The sequence below is a fragment of the Streptomyces buecherae genome (assembly GCF_014295035.1).
Taxonomy (GTDB): Bacteria; Actinomycetota; Actinomycetes; order Streptomycetales; family Streptomycetaceae; genus Streptomyces; species Streptomyces youssoufiensis.
In genome coordinates, this window is record NZ_CP060404.1 from 7888414 (window position 1) to 7906207 (window position 17794).

General features: G+C 74.3%; 13 protein-coding genes and 2 pseudogenes. 6 read left to right on the forward strand and 9 right to left on the reverse strand.

Annotated features, from left to right (window positions below):
* Positions 1-65: 65 nt before the first annotated feature.
* The 3 genes and pseudogenes from H7H31_RS31260 to H7H31_RS31265 all read left to right on the forward strand — a co-directional run bounded on the left by H7H31_RS31260 (position 66) and on the right by H7H31_RS31265 (position 2587).
* On the forward strand, positions 66-1328 hold the full coding sequence (locus tag H7H31_RS31260; RefSeq protein ID WP_187064630.1) for a beta-ketoacyl-[acyl-carrier-protein] synthase family protein: 1263 nt from the start codon (positions 66-68) through the stop codon (positions 1326-1328).
* Positions 1325-1487: pseudogene (locus H7H31_RS34470) on the forward strand (helix-turn-helix domain-containing protein); the annotation flags it as partial. The gene H7H31_RS31260 and the pseudogene H7H31_RS34470, both read left to right, overlap by 4 nt.
* 155 nt (positions 1488-1642) lie before the next feature.
* Positions 1643-2587: a tyrosine-type recombinase/integrase gene (locus H7H31_RS31265; RefSeq protein ID WP_232110169.1), complete on the forward strand. Its 945-nt coding sequence runs from the start codon at positions 1643-1645 to the stop codon at positions 2585-2587.
* A gap of 29 nt (positions 2588-2616) precedes the next feature.
* Here H7H31_RS31265 and exaC read toward each other — a convergent pair whose 3' ends face one another.
* The gene (exaC, locus tag H7H31_RS31270; protein WP_187064631.1) at positions 2617-4140 is read right to left on the reverse strand and encodes an acetaldehyde dehydrogenase ExaC; all 1524 of its coding nucleotides are present in this window, start codon (positions 4138-4140) and stop codon (positions 2617-2619) included.
* A 146-nt stretch (positions 4141-4286) separates the two neighbouring features.
* Positions 4287-5555, reverse strand: coding sequence for a GAF domain-containing protein (locus H7H31_RS31275; protein WP_187064636.1), 1269 nt, complete (start codon positions 5553-5555; stop codon positions 4287-4289).
* Positions 5556-6351: 796 nt separating this feature from the next.
* Between H7H31_RS31275 and H7H31_RS31280 the strand changes: the two genes are divergently transcribed.
* On the forward strand, positions 6352-7134 hold the full coding sequence (locus H7H31_RS31280) for a PE-PGRS family protein (RefSeq protein ID WP_187064632.1): 783 nt from the start codon (positions 6352-6354) through the stop codon (positions 7132-7134).
* A 579-nt stretch (positions 7135-7713) separates the two neighbouring features.
* On the opposite strand, the gene H7H31_RS31285 is transcribed toward H7H31_RS31280, so the two are convergent.
* Positions 7714-7896: a zf-HC2 domain-containing protein gene (locus H7H31_RS31285; RefSeq protein WP_187061036.1), complete on the reverse strand. Its 183-nt coding sequence runs from the start codon at positions 7894-7896 to the stop codon at positions 7714-7716.
* A 76-nt stretch (positions 7897-7972) separates the two neighbouring features.
* Between H7H31_RS31285 and H7H31_RS31290 the strand changes: the two are divergent.
* Positions 7973-8605, forward strand: a pseudogene (locus tag H7H31_RS31290) (sigma-70 family RNA polymerase sigma factor); the annotation flags it as partial.
* A gap of 582 nt (positions 8606-9187) precedes the next feature.
* On the opposite strand, the gene H7H31_RS31295 reads toward H7H31_RS31290, so the two are convergent.
* The 6 genes from H7H31_RS31295 to H7H31_RS31335 form a co-directional block, all read right to left on the reverse strand.
* Positions 9188-9790, reverse strand: coding sequence for a copper chaperone PCu(A)C (locus tag H7H31_RS31295; RefSeq protein WP_187061037.1), 603 nt, complete (start codon positions 9788-9790; stop codon positions 9188-9190).
* On the reverse strand, positions 9787-12678 hold the full coding sequence (locus H7H31_RS31300) for a heavy metal translocating P-type ATPase (protein ID WP_269475465.1): 2892 nt from the start codon (positions 12676-12678) through the stop codon (positions 9787-9789). The genes H7H31_RS31295 and H7H31_RS31300 overlap by 4 nt, the downstream gene beginning before the upstream one ends.
* Positions 12675-12923, reverse strand: coding sequence for a hypothetical protein (locus H7H31_RS31315; RefSeq protein WP_176160407.1), 249 nt, complete (start codon positions 12921-12923; stop codon positions 12675-12677). The genes H7H31_RS31300 and H7H31_RS31315 overlap by 4 nt, the downstream gene beginning before the upstream one ends.
* A gap of 510 nt (positions 12924-13433) precedes the next feature.
* Positions 13434-14603 carry a PP2C family protein-serine/threonine phosphatase gene (locus tag H7H31_RS31320; protein WP_187061038.1) on the reverse strand — a complete coding sequence of 390 codons (1170 nt, stop codon included), beginning with the start codon at positions 14601-14603 and terminating at the stop codon, positions 13434-13436.
* Between the two features lie 131 nt (positions 14604-14734).
* Positions 14735-16237: a DUF6114 domain-containing protein gene (locus H7H31_RS34475; protein WP_232110170.1), complete on the reverse strand. Its 1503-nt coding sequence runs from the start codon at positions 16235-16237 to the stop codon at positions 14735-14737.
* Positions 16228-16842 carry a DUF6230 family protein gene (locus H7H31_RS31335; RefSeq protein WP_232110171.1) on the reverse strand — a complete coding sequence of 205 codons (615 nt, stop codon included), beginning with the start codon at positions 16840-16842 and terminating at the stop codon, positions 16228-16230. The genes H7H31_RS34475 and H7H31_RS31335 overlap by 10 nt, the downstream gene beginning before the upstream one ends.
* 238 nt (positions 16843-17080) lie before the next feature.
* On the opposite strand from H7H31_RS31335, the gene H7H31_RS31340 reads away from it, so the two are divergent.
* Positions 17081-17737 carry a TetR/AcrR family transcriptional regulator gene (locus tag H7H31_RS31340; RefSeq protein WP_187060416.1) on the forward strand — a complete coding sequence of 219 codons (657 nt, stop codon included), beginning with the start codon at positions 17081-17083 and terminating at the stop codon, positions 17735-17737.
* Positions 17738-17794: the final 57 nt, after the last annotated feature.

Here is a 17794-nt window from a genome sequence, read left to right on the forward strand (position 1 = left end):
ATCCGAATTGTATGTGATACAACAAGGGCGTTCACTTGTATCGCATACAAGAAAGGTTGAGGGGCATGCACCGAACTGAGGTCGTCGTGACCGGACTCGGCGCGATCACACCACTCGGGGCAGACGTGGCGTCCACCTGGAAAGCGCTGCTTGCCGGCGAGTCCGGCATCCGCGGCGGCGTCCTACCCGGCCATGAGGACGCTGGCCTTCCCGTGACCGTCGCGGGGACGATGGCGATCGACCCCGCCGAGTTGCTGCCGCCGGTGCGGGCCAGACGGCTCGACCGCTCGCAGCAGGCGGCCTTCGCCGCGGCGGCCGAAGCCTGGGCCGATGCCGGTGCCCCGGAGGTGGACCCGGGCCGGCTCGCATCTGCGATCGGCACGGGCATCGGGGGCGTACGGACGCTGCTGAAGGAAGACGACGCGCTGGAGGCGGCCGGGACGCGGCGCGTCTCGCCACGTACGGTGCCGATGCTCATGCCCAATGCGGCGGCGGCGCTGATCAGTATCGAATACGGTGCACGAGCCGGGGTCTACACGCCCGTCTCGGCGTGCTCTTCCGGCGCCGAGGCGATCGCCCTGGGAGCCAGGCTCATCCGTGCCGGCGAGGCGGACGCGGTGATCGCGGGCGGGACCGAGGCCGCGATCACCCCGATCACCATTGCCGGCTTCGCTCAGGCACAAGCACTGTCGCGCCATACCGCCGAACCCGCTTCAGCTTCCCGGCCGTTCGCAGCGGACCGCAGCGGATTCGTCCTCAGTGAAGGCGCTGCTGTCGTGGTGCTCGAAAGCGCCGAGCATGCCGGCGCCCGAGGCGCGCGCGTCCACGCGGTGCTCGCGGGTGCCGGCATCGCCGCCGACGCTCACCACATCACGGCGCCCGCTCCCGACGGCTCCGGTCAGATCTCAGCCATGTGGAAGGCCCTCGCGCAAGCCGGTTTGGCTCCCGAGCAGATCAGCCACATCAACGCCCATGCCACCGGAACTCCGGTCGGCGATGTTGCCGAGGCACGCGCGATCGGGGAGGTTTTCGGCCGCGCCACCGTGACGGCCCCCAAGGCGGCGCTCGGTCATCCCTTTGGCGCCGCCGGCGCGATCGAAGCGCTCATCGCCGTCCTCAGTGTGAAGCACGGCGTCATCCCGCCGACCCGCAACATCACCGCGGCCGGCGTCGGTCCCGACATCACTCTCGATGTCGTCGCAGAGCGACGAGACATCCCCCAGGAAGCCGTGCTCAGCAATTCCTTCGGCTTCGGTGGGCAGAACGTCTCGCTCATCGTCACCAGTGCACGACACCACGCGTCCCGTACGACCTCGACGACACCATGACCCGCGCGAACGCACCGTTGTCCGTGGAGGGGCGCCGCCGTCTGATCGAGCGTCGCAAGACTCACCCGATCGCGCGTGTCGTCGCAGAGATGGGGATTTCCCGAGCAACGGCGTCGAATTGGGCTGAACCGACACCGGCGACACGGCGAACTCGGGTTATGACGGCCCTCAGCAGCCCTCCCCGGCCGACTGGTCGGACGCGAACGACGTCGAACAGCACGCCTGTCCCAGGTTGGAGGAACCCGACGCGCTGCGCCGGGGGGCTCGACGCGCTGTGCCGCAAGCTCGATGGAACGGCCGCTGCCGCGAAGACGGTGAAGCGCAAGAGGGCCGCCGTCAACGAAGTCTTTGGGATGGCGGTCGAACGCGGGTGCTTCAACCAGAACCCGCTGAACGGGTTTCGTTGGTCCGCGCCTGAGGTCGCCGACGAAGTCGATCCCGACCGCGTGCCGAACCCGGCTCAGGTCGCACGGCTACTGACCGCCGCGAAGACCCTCCCCGGCCGTGGTCCGCACCTGTACGCCTTTCTCGGCTGTATGTACTACGCCGCCATGCGCCCGGCTGAGGTCATACATCCGCAGAAGTCCCAATGCCGCCTACCGGCGAGCGGTTGGGGGCTGCTCAACCTGAAGGGGGGCGTCGTGATGGCTAGCAAGGAGTGGACCGATCACGGCGCTGTCCATGAGATCCACTCGCTCAAGCGACGAGCGGCGAAGGCCACGCGACCGGTACCCATCCCGCCCGTGCTCGTCCGTATGCCGCGCGAACACATAGAACGCTTCGGAGTCGCCCCCGATGGACGCCTCTTCCGTAACGTGGCGGGGAACTATGTCGACGCCGCGGCGTACGGCTTCACGTGGAGACGGGTGCGTGAGGCCGCCCTCACCCTCGACGAACATGCCCTCGAACTGGCCAAGCGCCCCTACGGCCTGCGTCACGCAGGCATCTCGTTCTGGCTTGCCTCCGGCGCCGACCCGGCGGAGTGCGCCCGCCGAGCCGGCCAGAGCATCCACGTCCTCTTCCGCTACTACGCCAAGTTCCTGGCCGAGGCACGGAACCACGCCAACGATTTGATCGAGGAGTCGATGCGCCGATGGGAGGCGCCGGCGGACGACACGGATGGAGCCCAACCATGCCTTGGCCCGGAAATGCCCCGGAACAGCTGGTCAGAGGTGGGATACCAGTGGGATATATCGGGAGTAGGAGAGCATTTCGACTCGCCGCCTAGCTGTCCGCCCCGAAGGGCGCCTCACGGGTAAAGGCCCAGTCCAGGCGCCCTTCCCCCGCTCTAGAAGAACCCCAGCGCCTTCGGCGAGTACGACACCAACAAGTTCTTGGTCTGCTGGTAGTGGTTGAGCATCATCTTGTGGTTCTCGCGGCCGATGCCGGACTGCTTGTAGCCGCCGAACGCGGCGTGCGCCGGATACGCGTGGTAGCAGTTGGTCCAGACGCGGCCCGCCTGGATGGCGCGGCCCGCGCGGTAGGCGGTGTTGCCGTCGCGGGTCCAGACGCCCGCGCCGAGGCCGTACAGCGTGTCGTTCGCGATCTCGATCGCGTCGTCGAAGTCGTTGAACGGCGCCACCGCCACCACCGGGCCGAAGATCTCCTCCTGGAAGACACGCATGCGGTTGGCGCCCTCGAAGACCGTCGGCTGGACGTAGTAGCCGCCCGCCAACTCGCCGCCCAGCTCCGCCCTGGCCCCGCCGGTGAGGATCTTGGCGCCCTCCTGGCGGCCGATGTCGAGGTAGGAGAGGATCTTTTCCAACTGGTCGTTGGACGCTTGGGCGCCGATCGCCGTCGTGGTGTCCAGTGGGTGGCCCTGGACGATCTGTTCGGTGCGTGCCAGGCCGGCGGCGAGGAAGTCCGCGTAGTGCCCCCGCTGGATCAGCGCCCGGGACGGGCAGGTGCAGACCTCGCCCTGGTTGAGGGCGAACATGGTGAAGCCTTCGATCGCCTTGTCCAGGAAGTCGTCCGTGGCGGAGGAGACGTCGTCGAAGAAGATGTTCGGGCTCTTGCCGCCCAACTCCAGCGTCACCGGCTTCACGTGCTCGGCCGCGTACTGCATGATCAGCCGGCCCGTGGTGGTCTCGCCCGTGAAGGCGATCTTGGCGACGCGGGCGCTGCTCGCCAGGGGTTTGCCGGCCTCCACGCCGAAGCCGTTGACGACGTTGACCACGCCTGGCGGCAGCAGGTCGGCGACCAGGTCCAGCCACACGTGCACCGACGCCGGGGTCTGCTCGGCGGGCTTGAGGACGACCGTGTTGCCCGCCGCCAGCGCGGGGGCCAGCTTCCAGGCCGCCATCAGGAGGGGGAAGTTCCACGGAATGATCTGCGCCACCACGCCGAGGGGCTCGTGAAAGTGGTACGCCACGGTGTCCGCGTCGAGTTCGGACAGGCCGCCCTCCTGCGCGCGGATGGCGCCCGCGAAGTACCGGAAGTGGTCGATGGCCAGCGGGATGTCGGCCGCCAGGGTTTCCCGGATCGGCTTGCCGTTGTCCCAGCTGTCCGCCACCGCGAGGGCTTCGAGACTGGCCTCCATGCGGTCCGCGATCCGGTTCAGCAGCACCGCCCGTTCGGTCGGTGACGTCCTGCCCCAGGCCGGCGCCGCGGCGTGGGCGGCGTCCAGCGCCCGCTCCACGTCCTCGGCCGTGCCCCGGGCGATCTCGGTGAAGGGCTGGCCGTTGACCGGGGTGGGGTTCTCGAAGTACTGGCCCCGGGTCGGCGGCACGTACGCGCCGCCTATCCAGTGGTCGTAGCGCGACTGGAAGCTCACCACGGAGTCATCGGAGCCCGGATTCGCGTAGCGGGGCATGGCGCGACCTCCCGATCACATGCGGCCCGCTCCCGTCGCGGGCAGCGCTGGGCGGAGGCTAGGCACCGACACGTTGCGCGGACGTTGCCGGCCACGGCGCGGTCACCCCTGTCGCCTCTCGCCCCCCACACCATCCCGCCGCCCGCTCATCCCGCCAGGTCGCCGTCCGGCAGGCCGTACGCCAGGCGCAGCCGCTGCGCGCCACGGGCCACCGACGCGCGGTCGGGGCTGTGTGCGGGCAGCGCCGCGAGCAGGGCCTCGCGCACCTCCAGGTCGCCCTCGCCCCACGGTGCCTCCGCCCAGCGGCGCAGGAGTTCGGCGTCCCGGCTGGCGAGCACGGCGCGTCGTAATCGGTCGTCCAGGACCGCCCGCAGCCGACGGATGCCCGGCGCCTCCGACAGCGGGAGCAGTGGGCCCTGGTAGGTGCGGAGCGCGGTGTGGGGACAGCCGGCGGTCAACTGGTCGGCCGCCGTCAGCACGTCGCACCGCACCGGGGCGCACAGCCGGTACGGGCGCGAGCCGAGCAGCGGGCCCACGCGCCGGCGCAGCCGGGACAGCTCGGCCCGCAGCGTCACCGGGTCCACCGTCCGCTCCCCGTACAGCAGCGTCGCCAGGCGGTCGCCGGTCAGGCCGTCGGGGTGGCAGGCCAGGAGCACCACGATCTCGCTGTGCCGGCGGCTCAGGCGCAGCCGTCGCCCGTGCGTGACCAGCAGCGCCTCGTCCCGCCCCAGCGCGCTCACGGACACGTCGGGACCCGCGTCGGCACTGGCCGTGGAGCGATCGAGGGTGGCGAGTTGCGCCTCGGCGGCCCGCGCCGTGGCCTGCACCAGGGCCAGGCTGTGCGGGGCGGCCAGATGGTCGCCGCCGGTGATGTCGATGGCGCCGAGCAGCCGGCCGGTGTACGGATCGCGCACCGGCGCCGCCGCGCAGGTCCACGGTTGCACCAGGCGGCTGAAGTGCTCGGTCGAGAAGATCTGCACCGGGTGGCCGACGGTCAGCGCCGTGCCCGGCGCGTTGGTGCCCGCGTGCCGCTCGTCCCAGCGGGCGCCCGCCACGAAGTTCATGCGCTCGGCCCGCCGCAGCTCGCCGCGGTGGCCCTCGACCCAGAGCATGCGGCCCAACTCGTCGCACACCGCGAACAGGTGGGCGCCGTCGTGCGCGACGGCGCCCAGCAGCTCACGGAACAGCGGCAGCACCCGGGCCAGCGGGTGTTCGCCGCGGTACGCCTCCAGGTCGCCCGCCTCCAGGGCGATCGGCGCGACCCCGTCCCTGGCCACCCGCGCGTCGGCGGACCGCCGCCACGACTCCGCCACCACCGGCCGCACCGACGGGGTGACGGCGCCGTGGGCGAGGAACTGCTCCCAGCCGGCGTGCACCGCCCGGGATCTGTCGGCGGGGTCGGTTCCGGGCGTCATCGCCAGCCATGGGTTGACGGACGCGTTGAGCGACGGGTTGACCACGGGGCCTGCCTCCTGCACTCGCACCGGACGATCTACGGTGGAGAGGCGTATCCGCACGTGTGGCAGATCTTCCAGCCGTCCTGGTTGACGGCCAGCTGACCCCCGCAGTTCGGGCACTGCTCGGCTCGCGGGGCCGTGGGGGACGGCCGTCGGCCGTCCGTCGTGTCGGGCACTACGCCACTCTTCGTTCTCATGTTCCTCGTCCGTTCTGCGGTACCCAATGCCCCCTGCCAGGTGAATGCCCCGGATGCGGAGGAACACGCCCGCGAACGGCGTCCGCCGCCCCCCGCGTTCACACGGGGTGTGCGCGGCGCACCCATCATCGCGGCGCGCACACGCTGCCACCAGTCGCCCGAAGGCAGTTGACTGGCGGAAGGCGAGTCGGGGCGACCCGGCGCGTGGCGGCCACCACGGCGCGGCGACGCGCGCGGCCAGTGCGCGAGAACCGCCGCCGGTACGCGCCAGTATGGGGCGTTATGAACGGCCGAAAACGCGGTCACGGCGCCCTCAGGGGCGTGCGCCGACCGTGCGTGCGCTATGGCTCCCGCGGCGCGTGGCGCCCCCGGGGGTCGAGCGGAACCAGGACAGCGACAGCGCGACGGACCAGGCCGCGGCTCCTCCCCCCGAGCCGGCGGCCCTCCACCGCCCCGTACCCACGGGCCGAGGTGCGGGGCGGCGCTTCGCGCCCTCCTCGATGATTCACGCCCCCGCACATCACCGCTCTGACCGCGGGTGCAACGATGTGTGCGTCATGGAAGCGGGGCACGTTCTACGGGGGCTGCGAGCAGCGGTGTTCGCGGCGGTCTGCGTGCTGCTCGCCGCCGCCGGGCACGTCGTCATGTCCGCCACCCCCATTCCGCTCTGGGCCGTCGGCGTCGCTCTGCTCGGCACGGGCGGCGCGGCCTGGTGCGCGGCCGGCCGGGAGCGCGGGCCGCTGCTGATCATGTCGCTCACGGCCGGGGCCCAGATGGCGCTGCACACGCTGTTCAGCGTCGCGCAGACCGGCGTCGGCGGGCACGGCGCGGGGCACGGGCAGCACGCCCACGCCGCACCGTCCGGGGCCGGGGCCGGGGCCTCCGACGCTCTCCGCGAGCGCATCGCGGCCGGCGAGGCCGTGTTGCCGCCCAGTTGCGGCCTGCCCAACCCGCTGGTCAGCGGCGAGGGCTCGGCGGCCGGCGGCGACGGCCTCGGGCAGCACGTCGCCGGGCTTGGCCAGGACGTGCTCTCCTCCGCGCACACCATGGCCCTGCACGACGGGCACGGCGGACTCGGCATGTGGTCCGCCCACCTGCTGGTCGCGCTGGTCTGCGGGGTCTGGTTGTGCGGCGGCGAGCAGGCGGCCTTCCGCGTCGGGCGGGCGCTGGCCGTGCGGCTGTTCGCGCCGCTGTACGTGCTCTTCGGCGACACCGCGCCCGGCCCGCAGCCCGAACACGGCCGCTCCCGCGGATCCCACGAGGCCCGCCGTCCGCGGCTCCTGCTGCTCGTTCACGTCATCGCCACCCGTGGTCCGCCACCGGGGATCGCCGTCGCCTGACGGCACCTCCCGTTGGCAGATCACCTCCCGGCCCGCCCCTCGGCGGCCGGGGCCGGCGCGCCCCCGCGACGCGCCGGAACCCAGGAAGGACATATGGCGATGAATCCTGCCCTCTTCCGGGCAGCAACGGCCCGGCGCGTGGCGCCGCGCCCCGCCCCCGAGGCCGGCGGCAGCCGGCCCTACCACCCCACCCGCCCCCGGCCGACGGCCCACGCCACGGCCCAGCCACCCGCCACCGCACTCTCCCGTATCTGGACGCCGCCCGTCGCGGCCGGTCACGCGGCACCCGGCGTCCAGGCCGTGCGGTACGCGCGTGCGGTCGAGGCCCTGCCCCGTACGGCCGCCCGCCGATCGGCTGGTTCGGCCGCCGGCCGTGCCGCGACGGCCCCGGTGCCCCCGTACGTCCGCGCCGCCGCGTCCGTGACGTCGCGGTGCTCGACGCGCGCGTGCGCCGCGACCCGCACCGCGACCCACGGCACGGCCCGTACGAGCCCGCCGCGTCGAGCGCGCCGAACGCCGCCGGTCAGCGCGTGGCGGTGGGGTGGCGGCGCGCCCGCCGTCGCGGCCGGCCGCGCGCGGCTAGGGCGCCGAGCCGCCGATGCGGGTGGTCCACTCGCGCAGGGCCAGCACGCGACGCTCCCAGAGCCTGCAGTCGGCGCAGCCGTGCAGATGGGCGTCGAGTACCGGCCCGGTGACACCGGGCGGCAGCGCCTCACCGTCGACCCTGGCGGAGAGCGCGGTACGGGAATCGGAACAGTGCACCCGGCCATGGTCCCCGCTGCCGCGCCCGGGCCGCGCAGCGCCCCCCGCGCCCGCGGCTCGCGGGCCGGTGCCGTGCGTGCCCTGGGGCAGTGCGACGCGGAGCACGGTGGTGCCCGTGTATGAGCGCGACGACGAGGCGGTGACCGCGTGGGCGCTGGCGGCACGCGGCGGCGACGCCGAGGCGGTGGACCAGTTCATCCGGGCCACCCAACGCGACGTGTGGCGGTACGTCTCGCGGCTGAGCAACGACCCGCAGTCGGCCGACGACCTCGTCCAGGAGACGTACCTGCGGGCGCTGCGCAGCCTGCCCCGCTTCGAGGGCAGGTCGTCGGCCCGTACCTGGCTGCTGTCGATCGCCCGTTACACGGTCGTGGACCGGCTGCGCTGGAACGCGGCCCGGCCACGCCTGTCCGACACCGACGACTGGCAGACCGCGGCCGAGTTGGCGCAGTCCCGCGAGTTGCCGGGGTTCGACGAGGGGGTGGCCCTGTCCCAACTCCTGGGGCAGCTTCCCTACGAGCGGCGCGAGGCGTTCGTGCTCACCCAGCTCCTCGGGCTGCCGTACGCGCAGGCCGCGCTCGTGGCCAACTGCCCGGTGGGTACCGTGCGCTCGCGCGTCGCACGGGCCCGCGAGGCGCTGATCGAGCAACTGGCGAGCGCGGAGCGGGCCGGCCACGGGTCGGCGCCGGACGTGGCGCGGGCCGGCGCCGAAGCGGCGGCGGCCCCGGCGGCGCCGGCCCGCAGGGCGGCGGCGGACCGGGGCGCGCGGGCAGCCGCCCGCCCGGGCGGCCTGCCGGCGCGGGCTGCCGCGCCCAGGGCCACGCGCTCCGGCCCCGGCGTGGGTTCCGGCCCCGGCGTCGGCTCCGGGCGCCCGGTGGTGGGTGCCGGGCCGGGCGTCGGCGGGACGCGGGCGCGCGTTCCGGAACTGGCCGGAGCCCGCTGAGGTAGGCCGACTGGGCGGGGGCTCGCGGGGCGACTCGCGGACCCCCGCCCGACGCGTGCGGTCGCCCGACGCCTACGGCAAGTCCGTACGGTCGCCGGATGCGTACGGCACGCCCGTACGGTCGCCTGCCGCTTCCGACGCCCGTATGGTCACCTGCCGCCTACGACCCCCGTACGATCGCCTGCCGCTCACGACACGGCCGGCCCGCCAGTCCCCGAGGCCCGGCCGTGGACGCCAGTGGGCCCCGCCACGAGTCGTGGCGGGGCCCTTGGGGCGCGCGCGGCGGAGGGGGAGTCGCCCGGAGCCGCTGCCCCCGTTCGCCGAGGGGCAGCGGATGCGCGCCGTGCTCTAGCTGCCCGGACGCACCACCAGGGCGTTGACCCGCATCGGCTCGCTGTCGCGGAAGTGCAGGACGAACGGCACGCGTTCGCCCAGCCGCATCGGCGGCGGGTTCTCGACCATGACGTCGAGCCCGGTCGCCGACATCTCCAGCTTGCCCCCGGCGGGCAGCGAGGCCGCGGAGACCATCTGCATGGTGCCCACGCCGTTCTCGTGCACGTTGCGGCTGAGCATCACCCGGCCGGCCTTCGTCGGCGTCGAGACGCGCACCAGCGCGTCGTCGGCGCCACCCTCGTTGGTCAGGTTGAACAGCGCGGCCGTCGCCTCCGGGTTGGACGGGAGCATGATGCGCGCGTCGACCAGGGTGGGTTCGGCCGGGCTGCCCGCCGCGCCGGACGCCGTCCACGCGGTGAGCGCGCCGAGCGTCACGGCGCAGGCGATGACCGGCGCGAGGACGGCGGTCAGCGCGCCCTTGTTGAGCGCGAGGCGCGACTTCCGGGGGGCGGGGCTCCTCGCGCCGGCGCCGGTCGCGCCCGTGGTCGGGTCAGCCGCGCTGGGCGCGCTGGGCTCGGGTACGGCGTCGGTCGCCTGGGACACGGACTTTTCGCTCATGACTGCTCCGATGCGGCCGTGGCACGCGCGCGCGACCTGCTGGGACGGTTGCCCGCCGGCCGACCCCCGCCCGGCCTGGGATTGCTGGGCCGGGGGCGCCCCGGCGCTCCGGTGGACGAGGTGGGTTGCCAGCCGCGCAGCCGCAGGCTGTTGCCGACCACGATCACCGAGCTGGCGGACATCGCCGCGGCGGCCACCATCGGGTTGAGCCAGCCGACGGCCGCCAGCGGCAGGGTGACCGCGTTGTAGCCGAACGCCCAGGCCAGGTTGGAGCGCACCATGCCGAGCGTGCGCCGGGCCAGCCGTACGGCGTCCGGCAGCGCGCCCATGTCCTCGCGTACCAGCGTCACGTCGGCCGCGCCGATCGCGGCGTCCGTGCCGCCGCCCATGGCGATGCCCAGGTCGGCGTTGGCCAGCGCCGCCGCGTCGTTGACGCCGTCGCCGATGACCGCGACCCGGTGGCCGTGCTCGCGCAGCGAGCGCACCAGCTCGGCCTTGCCCTCGGGGGTGGCCCGGGCGTGCACCTCGGTGATGCCGAGCCGTTCGGCGACGGCCCGCGCGGTCGCCTCGCTGTCGCCGGTCGCCAGCACCGTGCGCAGGCCGAGGCGGCGGAGGTGGTCCACCGCGCGGAAGGCGCCCGGGCGCAGGCTGTCGCCCAGCGCGAGGACGGCCTCCGGCGCGCCGTTCACGCGTACCAGCACCGCCGTGTGCCCGGTGCTCTCCGCCGCGCGCACGGCGTCGGCCAACTCCGCGGGCAGCGCGGCCTGGTCGCCCTGGGTGGCGTCGTCGGCGGGCTCGGCGTCCGGACGGGAGACCGTCACCTGGTGTCCGTCCACGCGTCCGCTGACGCCGTGCCCCGCGGTCGCGGCGAAGCCGATGACCGCCGGCAGCCCGTCGCCCTCCGCGGCACCGCGCCGCGCGTGGCTCACCACGGCGCGCCCGACCGGGTGCTCCGAGCCCTGTTCGACCGCGCCCGCCAGGCGTACGACGGTCGCCTCGTCCAACCCCTCCGTACGGCAGGTGACCTGCGTGACGCCCATCTCGCCGATGGTCAGCGTGCCGGTCTTGTCCAGCACGACGGTGTCCACCCGGCGCAGCCCCTCCAGGGCCTGCGGGCCCTTGACGAGGATGCCGAGTTGGGCGCCGCGCCCGGTGGCGGCGAGCAGGGCGGTGGGGGTGGCGAGGCCGAGGGCGCACGGGCAGGCGACGACCAGGACCGCCACGGCGACGGTCACCGCCGCCTGCGGGTCGGCGCCGGCGCCTAGCCAGAAACCCAGGACCGTGACGGCGATGGCCAGCACGACCGGCACGAAGATGCCGGCCACCGCGTCGGCCAGGCGCTGCGCCTTGGCCTTGCCGGCCTGCGCGTCCTCCACCAGGCGGGTGATGCGCGCCAGTTGGGTGTCGGCGCCCACGGCCTCGGCCCGTACCTCGAGCAGCCCGCCCGAGTTGACGGCGCCGCCCACGACCGCGGAGCCGGGACTGACCTCGACCGGCGCGCTCTCGCCCGTCACCAGCGACATGTCCAGGGCGGAGCCGCCCTCGGTGACCACGCCGTCGGTGGCGACGCGCTCGCCCGGCCGTACGACGAACAGGTCGCCGACCCGCAACTGCTCGATGGGGATGCGCCGTTCGGCGCCGTCCACCCTTATGACCACGTCCTTGGCGGCCAGGTTGGCGAGCGCGCGCAGCGCGGAGCCGGTGCCATGCCGGGCCCGCGCCTCCAGCCACCGCCCGGTCAGTACGAACAGCGGTACGGCGACCGCCGCCTCCAGGTACACGTGCGGCGTGTCGCCCGAGGCGGAGGGCAGCAGCGTGAACGGCATCTCCATGCCCGGCTCGCCCGCGCCGCCGAAGAAGAGCGCGTACGTGGACCAGGAGAAGGCGGCGATGACGCCGAGCGAGACCAGCGTGTCCATGGTGGCCGCGCCGTGGCGCAGCCCGCGGGCCGCCCGTGCGTGGAAGGGCCACGAGCCCCAGGCGGCGACTGGCGTGGAGAGCACGAAGCACACCCACTGCCAGTTGCGGAACTGGAGGGCCGGGACCATCGAGATGACCAGCACCGGGATCGACAGCAGGGCCGTGATCAGCAGCCGGTCCCGCTCCTCGCGGGCGATGGCGGCCTTCTTCTTCTCCCGCTGGTCCTGCTGGTCCTGCGCGCCGTCGGCGTCCGGCTCCGCGCCGTCGTCGCCCGTGGCGCCGCGCCCGGCCGAGGTCGGCACCGGCTCGGCGGTGTAGCCGGCCTTCTCGACGGTGGCCGTCAGCTCGGCCACGGAGACGCTCGCCGGGTGGGTGATGTGGGCACGTTCGGTGGCGAGGTTGACGGTGGCGGTGACGCCTTCGAGGCGGCCGAGGCGCTTTTCGACGCGGCCGACGCAGGCGGCGCAGGTCATGCCGCCGATGGTCAGCTCGGTGGTGTGGGTGGCGACGGGCCGCGGCGGGGGCGGCGGCTCGGCGGTGTAGCCGGCTCGTTCGACGGTGGCCGTCAGCTCGGCCACGGAGACGCTCGCCGGGTGGGTGATGTGGGCGCGTTCGGTGGCGAGGTTGACGGTGGCGGTGACGCCTTCGAGGCGGCCGAGGCGCTTTTCGACGCGGCCGACGCAGGCGGCGCAGGTCATGCCGCCGATGGTCAGCTCGGTGGTGTGGGTGGCGACGGGCCGCGGCGGGGGCGGCGGCTCGGCGGTGTAGCCGGCTCGTTCGACGGTGGCGATCAGCTCGGCGGTGGACAGGGTCGCGGGGTGGGTGATGTGGGCGCGTTCGGTGGCGAGGTTGACGGTGGCGGTGACGCCTTCGAGGCGGCCGAGGCGCTTTTCGACGCGGCCGACGCAGGCGGCGCAGGTCATGCCGCCGATCGTGAGCTCGGTGGTGACCGGGGCTGGCGTGGTCACTGGGCGCCTCCGACCACGGCCGGCACCCCGCCGACGGGCGCCGGCGAGACGACGCCCATCCCGTGGTTGTTCATCCCGCCCATGTCGCCCATGTCGCCGCCGGAACCTCCGTCGTCGGACCGGTGCAGGCCGGGGGCGACCGGGCCGGCCGCCGAGCCGACGGCGTACGCGATGCCGAACATGGCACCGAGCAACAGGACGAAGCCGGTGAGCATGAGCGCTGGACTGTACTGACGTGAGGTCATCGCCGCTCCAAGACGGACGAAGGCGGACAGGTGGGAAGTGGCACGCGCGCACCAGCGCGGAGCGGGCCGGGCGGCGTGCGGAGCCGGGTTGGCGGGGTGGCACGGGCGCGAGGCGAGTCGGACGGGGGCGGACGGACGACGGGCGCCGGAGGCCGGGTACGGGACCCGGGGCGGCCGGCGGTGGTGCTGGACGGACGGATGCGGCGGAGGGCACGGGTGGGTGGTAGGGGACGTCGGATGCGGTACGACAGTGGTGACGTCATCGTGACGCGGCATCATCGTGACACGGGTCCAGCCCATCTCGGCCCTGTTGATCCGGCCGCACGGCACGTGAGGTTTCTCCCGGCACGCGCCGGGAACTGGCGCCCGCGCGGAGCCGACTTCATAGGGATGACGGGGTCGGTACACGCCGCCGACGCGCTGTCGGCGTGCGGCGCGCGCCGGGCCGTGGTCGCCGCCCTGACCTGGTCTGAACCAATGCCGGCGGGGCGCGGGCCGCGCGGCCGGCCGTCAGTCGCGGGCCGCCTCCAGCGCCCGCTGATCGGGCATCGCCAGCCGCTCCATGATCAACGCGGCGGCGTCGTCCTGCAGTTGGCCACCGGTGTGCGCGTCCAAATCCGCACGCAACCGACTCAGCAACTCGGAGGTCGGCAGCGCCGCCCACCGGTGCAGCCGGGCCGCCAGCGGATAGAACGAGCCATCCGCGCCGCGCGCCTCGGTCACCCCGTCGGTGCAGGCGAGCAGCCGGCACCCGGGCGGCAGCACGACCCGCTGGACGGCCCGCGGGTGGTCGGCCAGCTCGCCGAGGCCCAGCGGCAACCCCGGCTCGGCCAGCTCGACCTCCCGTACGGCGTTGTCGGGCCCGATCACGTACGGCGCGACGTGGCCGCAGTCCACGACGAGCAGTGACATCGGCTCCTCCCGCGCCGCCGCCTCCGCAGGGGCTCCGGCGCCGCCGTCCGTGCCGAGGACCAGGGCCGTCACGAACCGCTCCTGCGCCTCCAGCGGCTCCCGCCCCTCACGGGAGGCGTTGTAGCGGGCCAGGCCCTGCTCCATGGCGAGCACGCCGCTGGTGAGGTTGCGGCGGTGGTAGGCGGCCTCGCGGAAGGCGGTCAGCACGGCCGCGCCCGCGCCCAGCGTGCTCAGCCCCTTGCCGCGCACGTCGCCGATGAGCACGCGGGTGCCGTACGGGGTCTGCACCGCCTCGTACAGGTCGCCGCCCACCAGGGCGTCCCGCTGCGAGGAGACGTAGAAGCCGTCGACGACGACGTCCTGGGTCCGCAGGGGGAGCTGGCGCAGGAGGGCCCGTTGCGCGGCCTCGCCGGTGGCGCGCTCGCGCTCCAGGAGTTCCTCGCGGTCGCGCAGCAGCCTGGCCACCGCGATGCTCGCGCCGACCATCAGCGCGTTGCTGAGGATCGCGCCGGCCCGGGCGACCGTCGGCACGCTGGAGGGCAGCACGCCGTAGATGACGGTCATGGCGACGAAGTCCAGGGCCCCGATGACGACCGCGTGGCGGTAGGCACACAGCGCGGCGGCGACCATCGGGGCCACCGCCGCGTACACGTCCAGGCGCAGGTAGCGCGAGGTCAGCTCGTCGATGACGACGATCGCCACCAGGTACCCGAGCAGCAGGACGAAGAGGCCGTTGGTGAACCTCGGGGTTCGCAGTCGCCACGGCACTGTGGTGAGACCTCCCGGTGGGGCTGCGGATGGTCTCAGGCTGGCACGGACCCGTGCCACCGGCCACCGCACCGGGGCACCGGGGTGCGCCGCCGTGCCGCCCGGGTCGGGCGTGCCCCGCCGGGCGCGTCTCAGGCGTGTGGGGTCAGGGTCAGCCCGTCGGTGGTGATCGAGTCGGCGGTCACGAGCGCCTGGTCGGCCTCGACATCGGTGAGGAAGATCAGCGGCGGCACGAGCGGCGGCACCGGCAGCCGGTCCGGGGTGAAGGTCAGGCACAGCAGGCCCTCGACGCAGCCCTTGAACCGACTGAGGTAGAGCGTCACGTGGCCGGACAGCTCCAGCGAGTCGGCCCCCAGGTCCAGCTCGGGCGAGCCGTCGCGGGTCCGCATCCGGTAGTCGGTGAGCGAGGCGGCCCGCATCTTAAGCACCATCACCTTCAGCGGCCCGCGAGCGGTGGGCAGCTCGGTCACGCCGGCCACGAGGAAGCCGTGCGGGGTGAACCGGGTGGTGGTGATGGTCGCGGGGGTGGCCGCCACCGGGAAGCCGGGCCCGTCGGCCGCCGGCGCGCGCTCCCCGGGGCCGGCCGCCGGCGCGACCGGCGCGGCCTCCGTGACCGGCGCGGCGGCGCCCTGCCGCGGCGCCGGCGCCAGCGTGGCGGACAGCTCGCGCGGCGCCCGGGCCCCCGCGGCCCCGGGCGGGTCGGCCCCGTCCTCGGCCGTGTCCGCGCCCGTCGCGGCGAGCGGGGCCGGGACAGCGCCGCCGGGCAGCGGCGCGCCGCGCGCGGGTACCCCCACGGCGGCCAGCAGCGCGACGGCCGGCACCAGCGGCGCGAGCGCCCGCAGCGCCCCGCCACCGCGCCGGCGCCGGGCGGACCTCGGTGCGCCGGCCGGGCCCGGGTCGGGCCCCTCCGCCCCGCCCGCGTCCGCCACCGCCCTGCCGCCGGCCCCCTCCGGTGGCGTCGGCGACCTCGGGCCTCCCGCCGCGCCACGGGAGCCGACGCCGTCGGCCGGGGCGTCGTCGCCCGGGGCATCGCGTCCAGCGCCCGGGCCACCGTACGGAGGGCCGGGGGCCGCCGCGTCGCCCGACGGGCCGCCCGGACCCGGTTCGTCGGGCTGCCCGGAGGGTGGCCCGGGTGACGGGCCGGCCGGTGCCTGGGGCGCCTCGCGCGGCGTCCAGCCGAAGCCCATGACGCTGCCGACGATGCCCAGCACCATGCCGATCAGGAAGCCGCCGAGGTTGGTGGCGGCGAAGGAGAGTACGGAGAGCAGCAGCGCGTTGATGCTCACGTAGTGCCGGGCGCGGGGCGCGAACCACAGGAACAGGCCCGCGACGATCAGCGCGATGCCGATGCCGATCGCCGCGATCCCGCCGAGGCCGAGGCTGACGAGTACGGTCAGCGGCGACAGCGGGATGGCCATGAGTTCGAGCCCGCCGAGCACCAGCAGCAGGCCCGCCCAGAACGGCCGGGTGCGCCGCCAGCCACGGAAGGCCGCGCGCTGGCGGGGCAGCGGCAGCCCCTGGAGCGCGGCCCGGCACCGCGCGCGCGGGCCCGACGGGGCGGGCCGGGCCCCGACGGCGGCGCCGGTCGGCGCCCCGCGTCGCGCCTCGCGCGTCCGGCCCCGGCTCAGAAGCACTTGTCGCCGCCCAGGCTGACGCCGAGCTTCAACCCCTTGAGCCGGAAGTTGCCGCCGGTGGCGGACCAGGCGTGCGACTTCACGTCGGCCACCTCGATGTTCCCGGCCTGGAGCCCGAACTTTCCCTTCTCCCCTCGGATGCCGGGCGTCTCGTCGAGGGTGGAGGCGTCGCGGCCGAGCTCGACCGTGCCGAAGCGGGCGTCGCCGGCCAGGTCCTCCGCGTCGATGATCAGGTTGCTGGCGGTGACCTTGCCGGCGTCGCCGCCCGCCGTCAGCTTGAAGGTCACCGTGCCGAGCGGCGTCTTGACCTCGGCGGCCTGGCAGATGTCGTTGAGGGTGGCCTGGTCGAGCCCCAGCAGCGAGACCGGGTGCCCCTTGCCGTCCAGGGAGCGGTCGGTCTCCACGTACGAGGCGAGCCCGTCGCTGGTCAGCTTGGACGAGGCGACCTGGAAGCTCGTGCCGGAGACGGCGAAGGACGCGGCCAGCACGCCCTGCGCCATCATGGCCGCCATCGCGCCGACCGCGAGCACCGCGGGCAACCCCACCACGGCCGTCCGCTTCCACGCTGTCCTGCCTTCCGGCAGCCGTTCCTGAGATGCCTTCACGGCGCCCTCCACAAGGAATGAGCCTCCCCGCGGGCAGCGGGGGAGGGGCGGCACGCGGTCGCGGGAGCGGTCGCGCGTCGGTACGGAGGCACTGCACTGCGGTCGGCGGCGAGCGGGTGCCCATGGCGGGGGCGTCTCCGAACGCGGCACGACGCAGCCGTGGTGAGAGCGATCCGCCATCCGGCGTCCCTCTGCCATACTGCGGAAGTCTCACGGCAGTTGGAGAGTAGGCGCGATTTTGAATAATAGTCAACGGGTCGGACGTGGGGCTTCCGAGACCGAGGGCGGCTCCGAACGCTCCCAGGCGCGGCGGGCCGAACTCATCGCGACCGGGCGCAGGTTGTTCGCCGACACCTCGTACGACGCCCTGTCGATGGACGACATCGCGCGCCACGCGGGGGTCGCCAAGGGGCTCATCTACTACTACTTCAAGAGCAAGCGCGGCTACTACCTCGCGATCATCGAGGAGTCCGTCGCCGAACTCGTCGCCCGCGCCGAGCGCACCCGGGACCTGCCGCCCGGCGAGCGGGTGCGCCAGACCATCGACGGCTACCTGCGCTACGCCCAGCACCACCAGGCCGCCTACCGGGCGATCGTCACCGGCGGCGTCGGCTTCGACTCCCAGGTGCTCGCCATCCGCGACGCGGTGCGGGAGCGACTCATCGCGACCATCGGCGAGCTGGCGTGGGGCCTGAGCGAGCCGCCGGCGGTGGCCAGGCTCGCGCTGATCGGGTGGATGGCCGGCGTCGAGGGCGTCACCCTCGACTGGCTGCAGCGCCCGGAGTTGGCCCGGGAGGAGGTGCGGGCGCTGTTGGAGCGCGGGCTGCGGGACACCCTGTGCGCCATCGAGGCGTTCGCGCCCCAGTGCCCGGCCCCGACGGCGCCACCGCGGTAGGGGCGCGCCCGGGGCGCGCGAGCACGACGAGAGGGCGGGAAGCCGGTGATCCGGCTT

Excerpts from the sequence above, each read along its gene's own strand:
- H7H31_RS31260 (WP_187064630.1), top strand. The coding sequence starts at position 66 with ATGCACCGAACTGAGGTCGTCGTGACCGGACTCGGCGCGATCACACCA.
- exaC (WP_187064631.1), bottom strand. The coding sequence starts at position 4,140 with ATGCCCCGCTACGCGAATCCGGGCTCCGATGACTCCGTGGTGAGCTTC.
- H7H31_RS31315 (WP_176160407.1), bottom strand. The coding sequence starts at position 12,923 with ATGACCTCACGTCAGTACAGTCCAGCGCTCATGCTCACCGGCTTCGTC.
- H7H31_RS31275 (WP_187064636.1), bottom strand. The coding sequence starts at position 5,555 with ATGACGCCCGGAACCGACCCCGCCGACAGATCCCGGGCGGTGCACGCC.
- H7H31_RS31280 (WP_187064632.1), top strand. The coding sequence starts at position 6,352 with ATGGAAGCGGGGCACGTTCTACGGGGGCTGCGAGCAGCGGTGTTCGCG.
- H7H31_RS31295 (WP_187061037.1), bottom strand. The coding sequence starts at position 9,790 with ATGAGCGAAAAGTCCGTGTCCCAGGCGACCGACGCCGTACCCGAGCCC.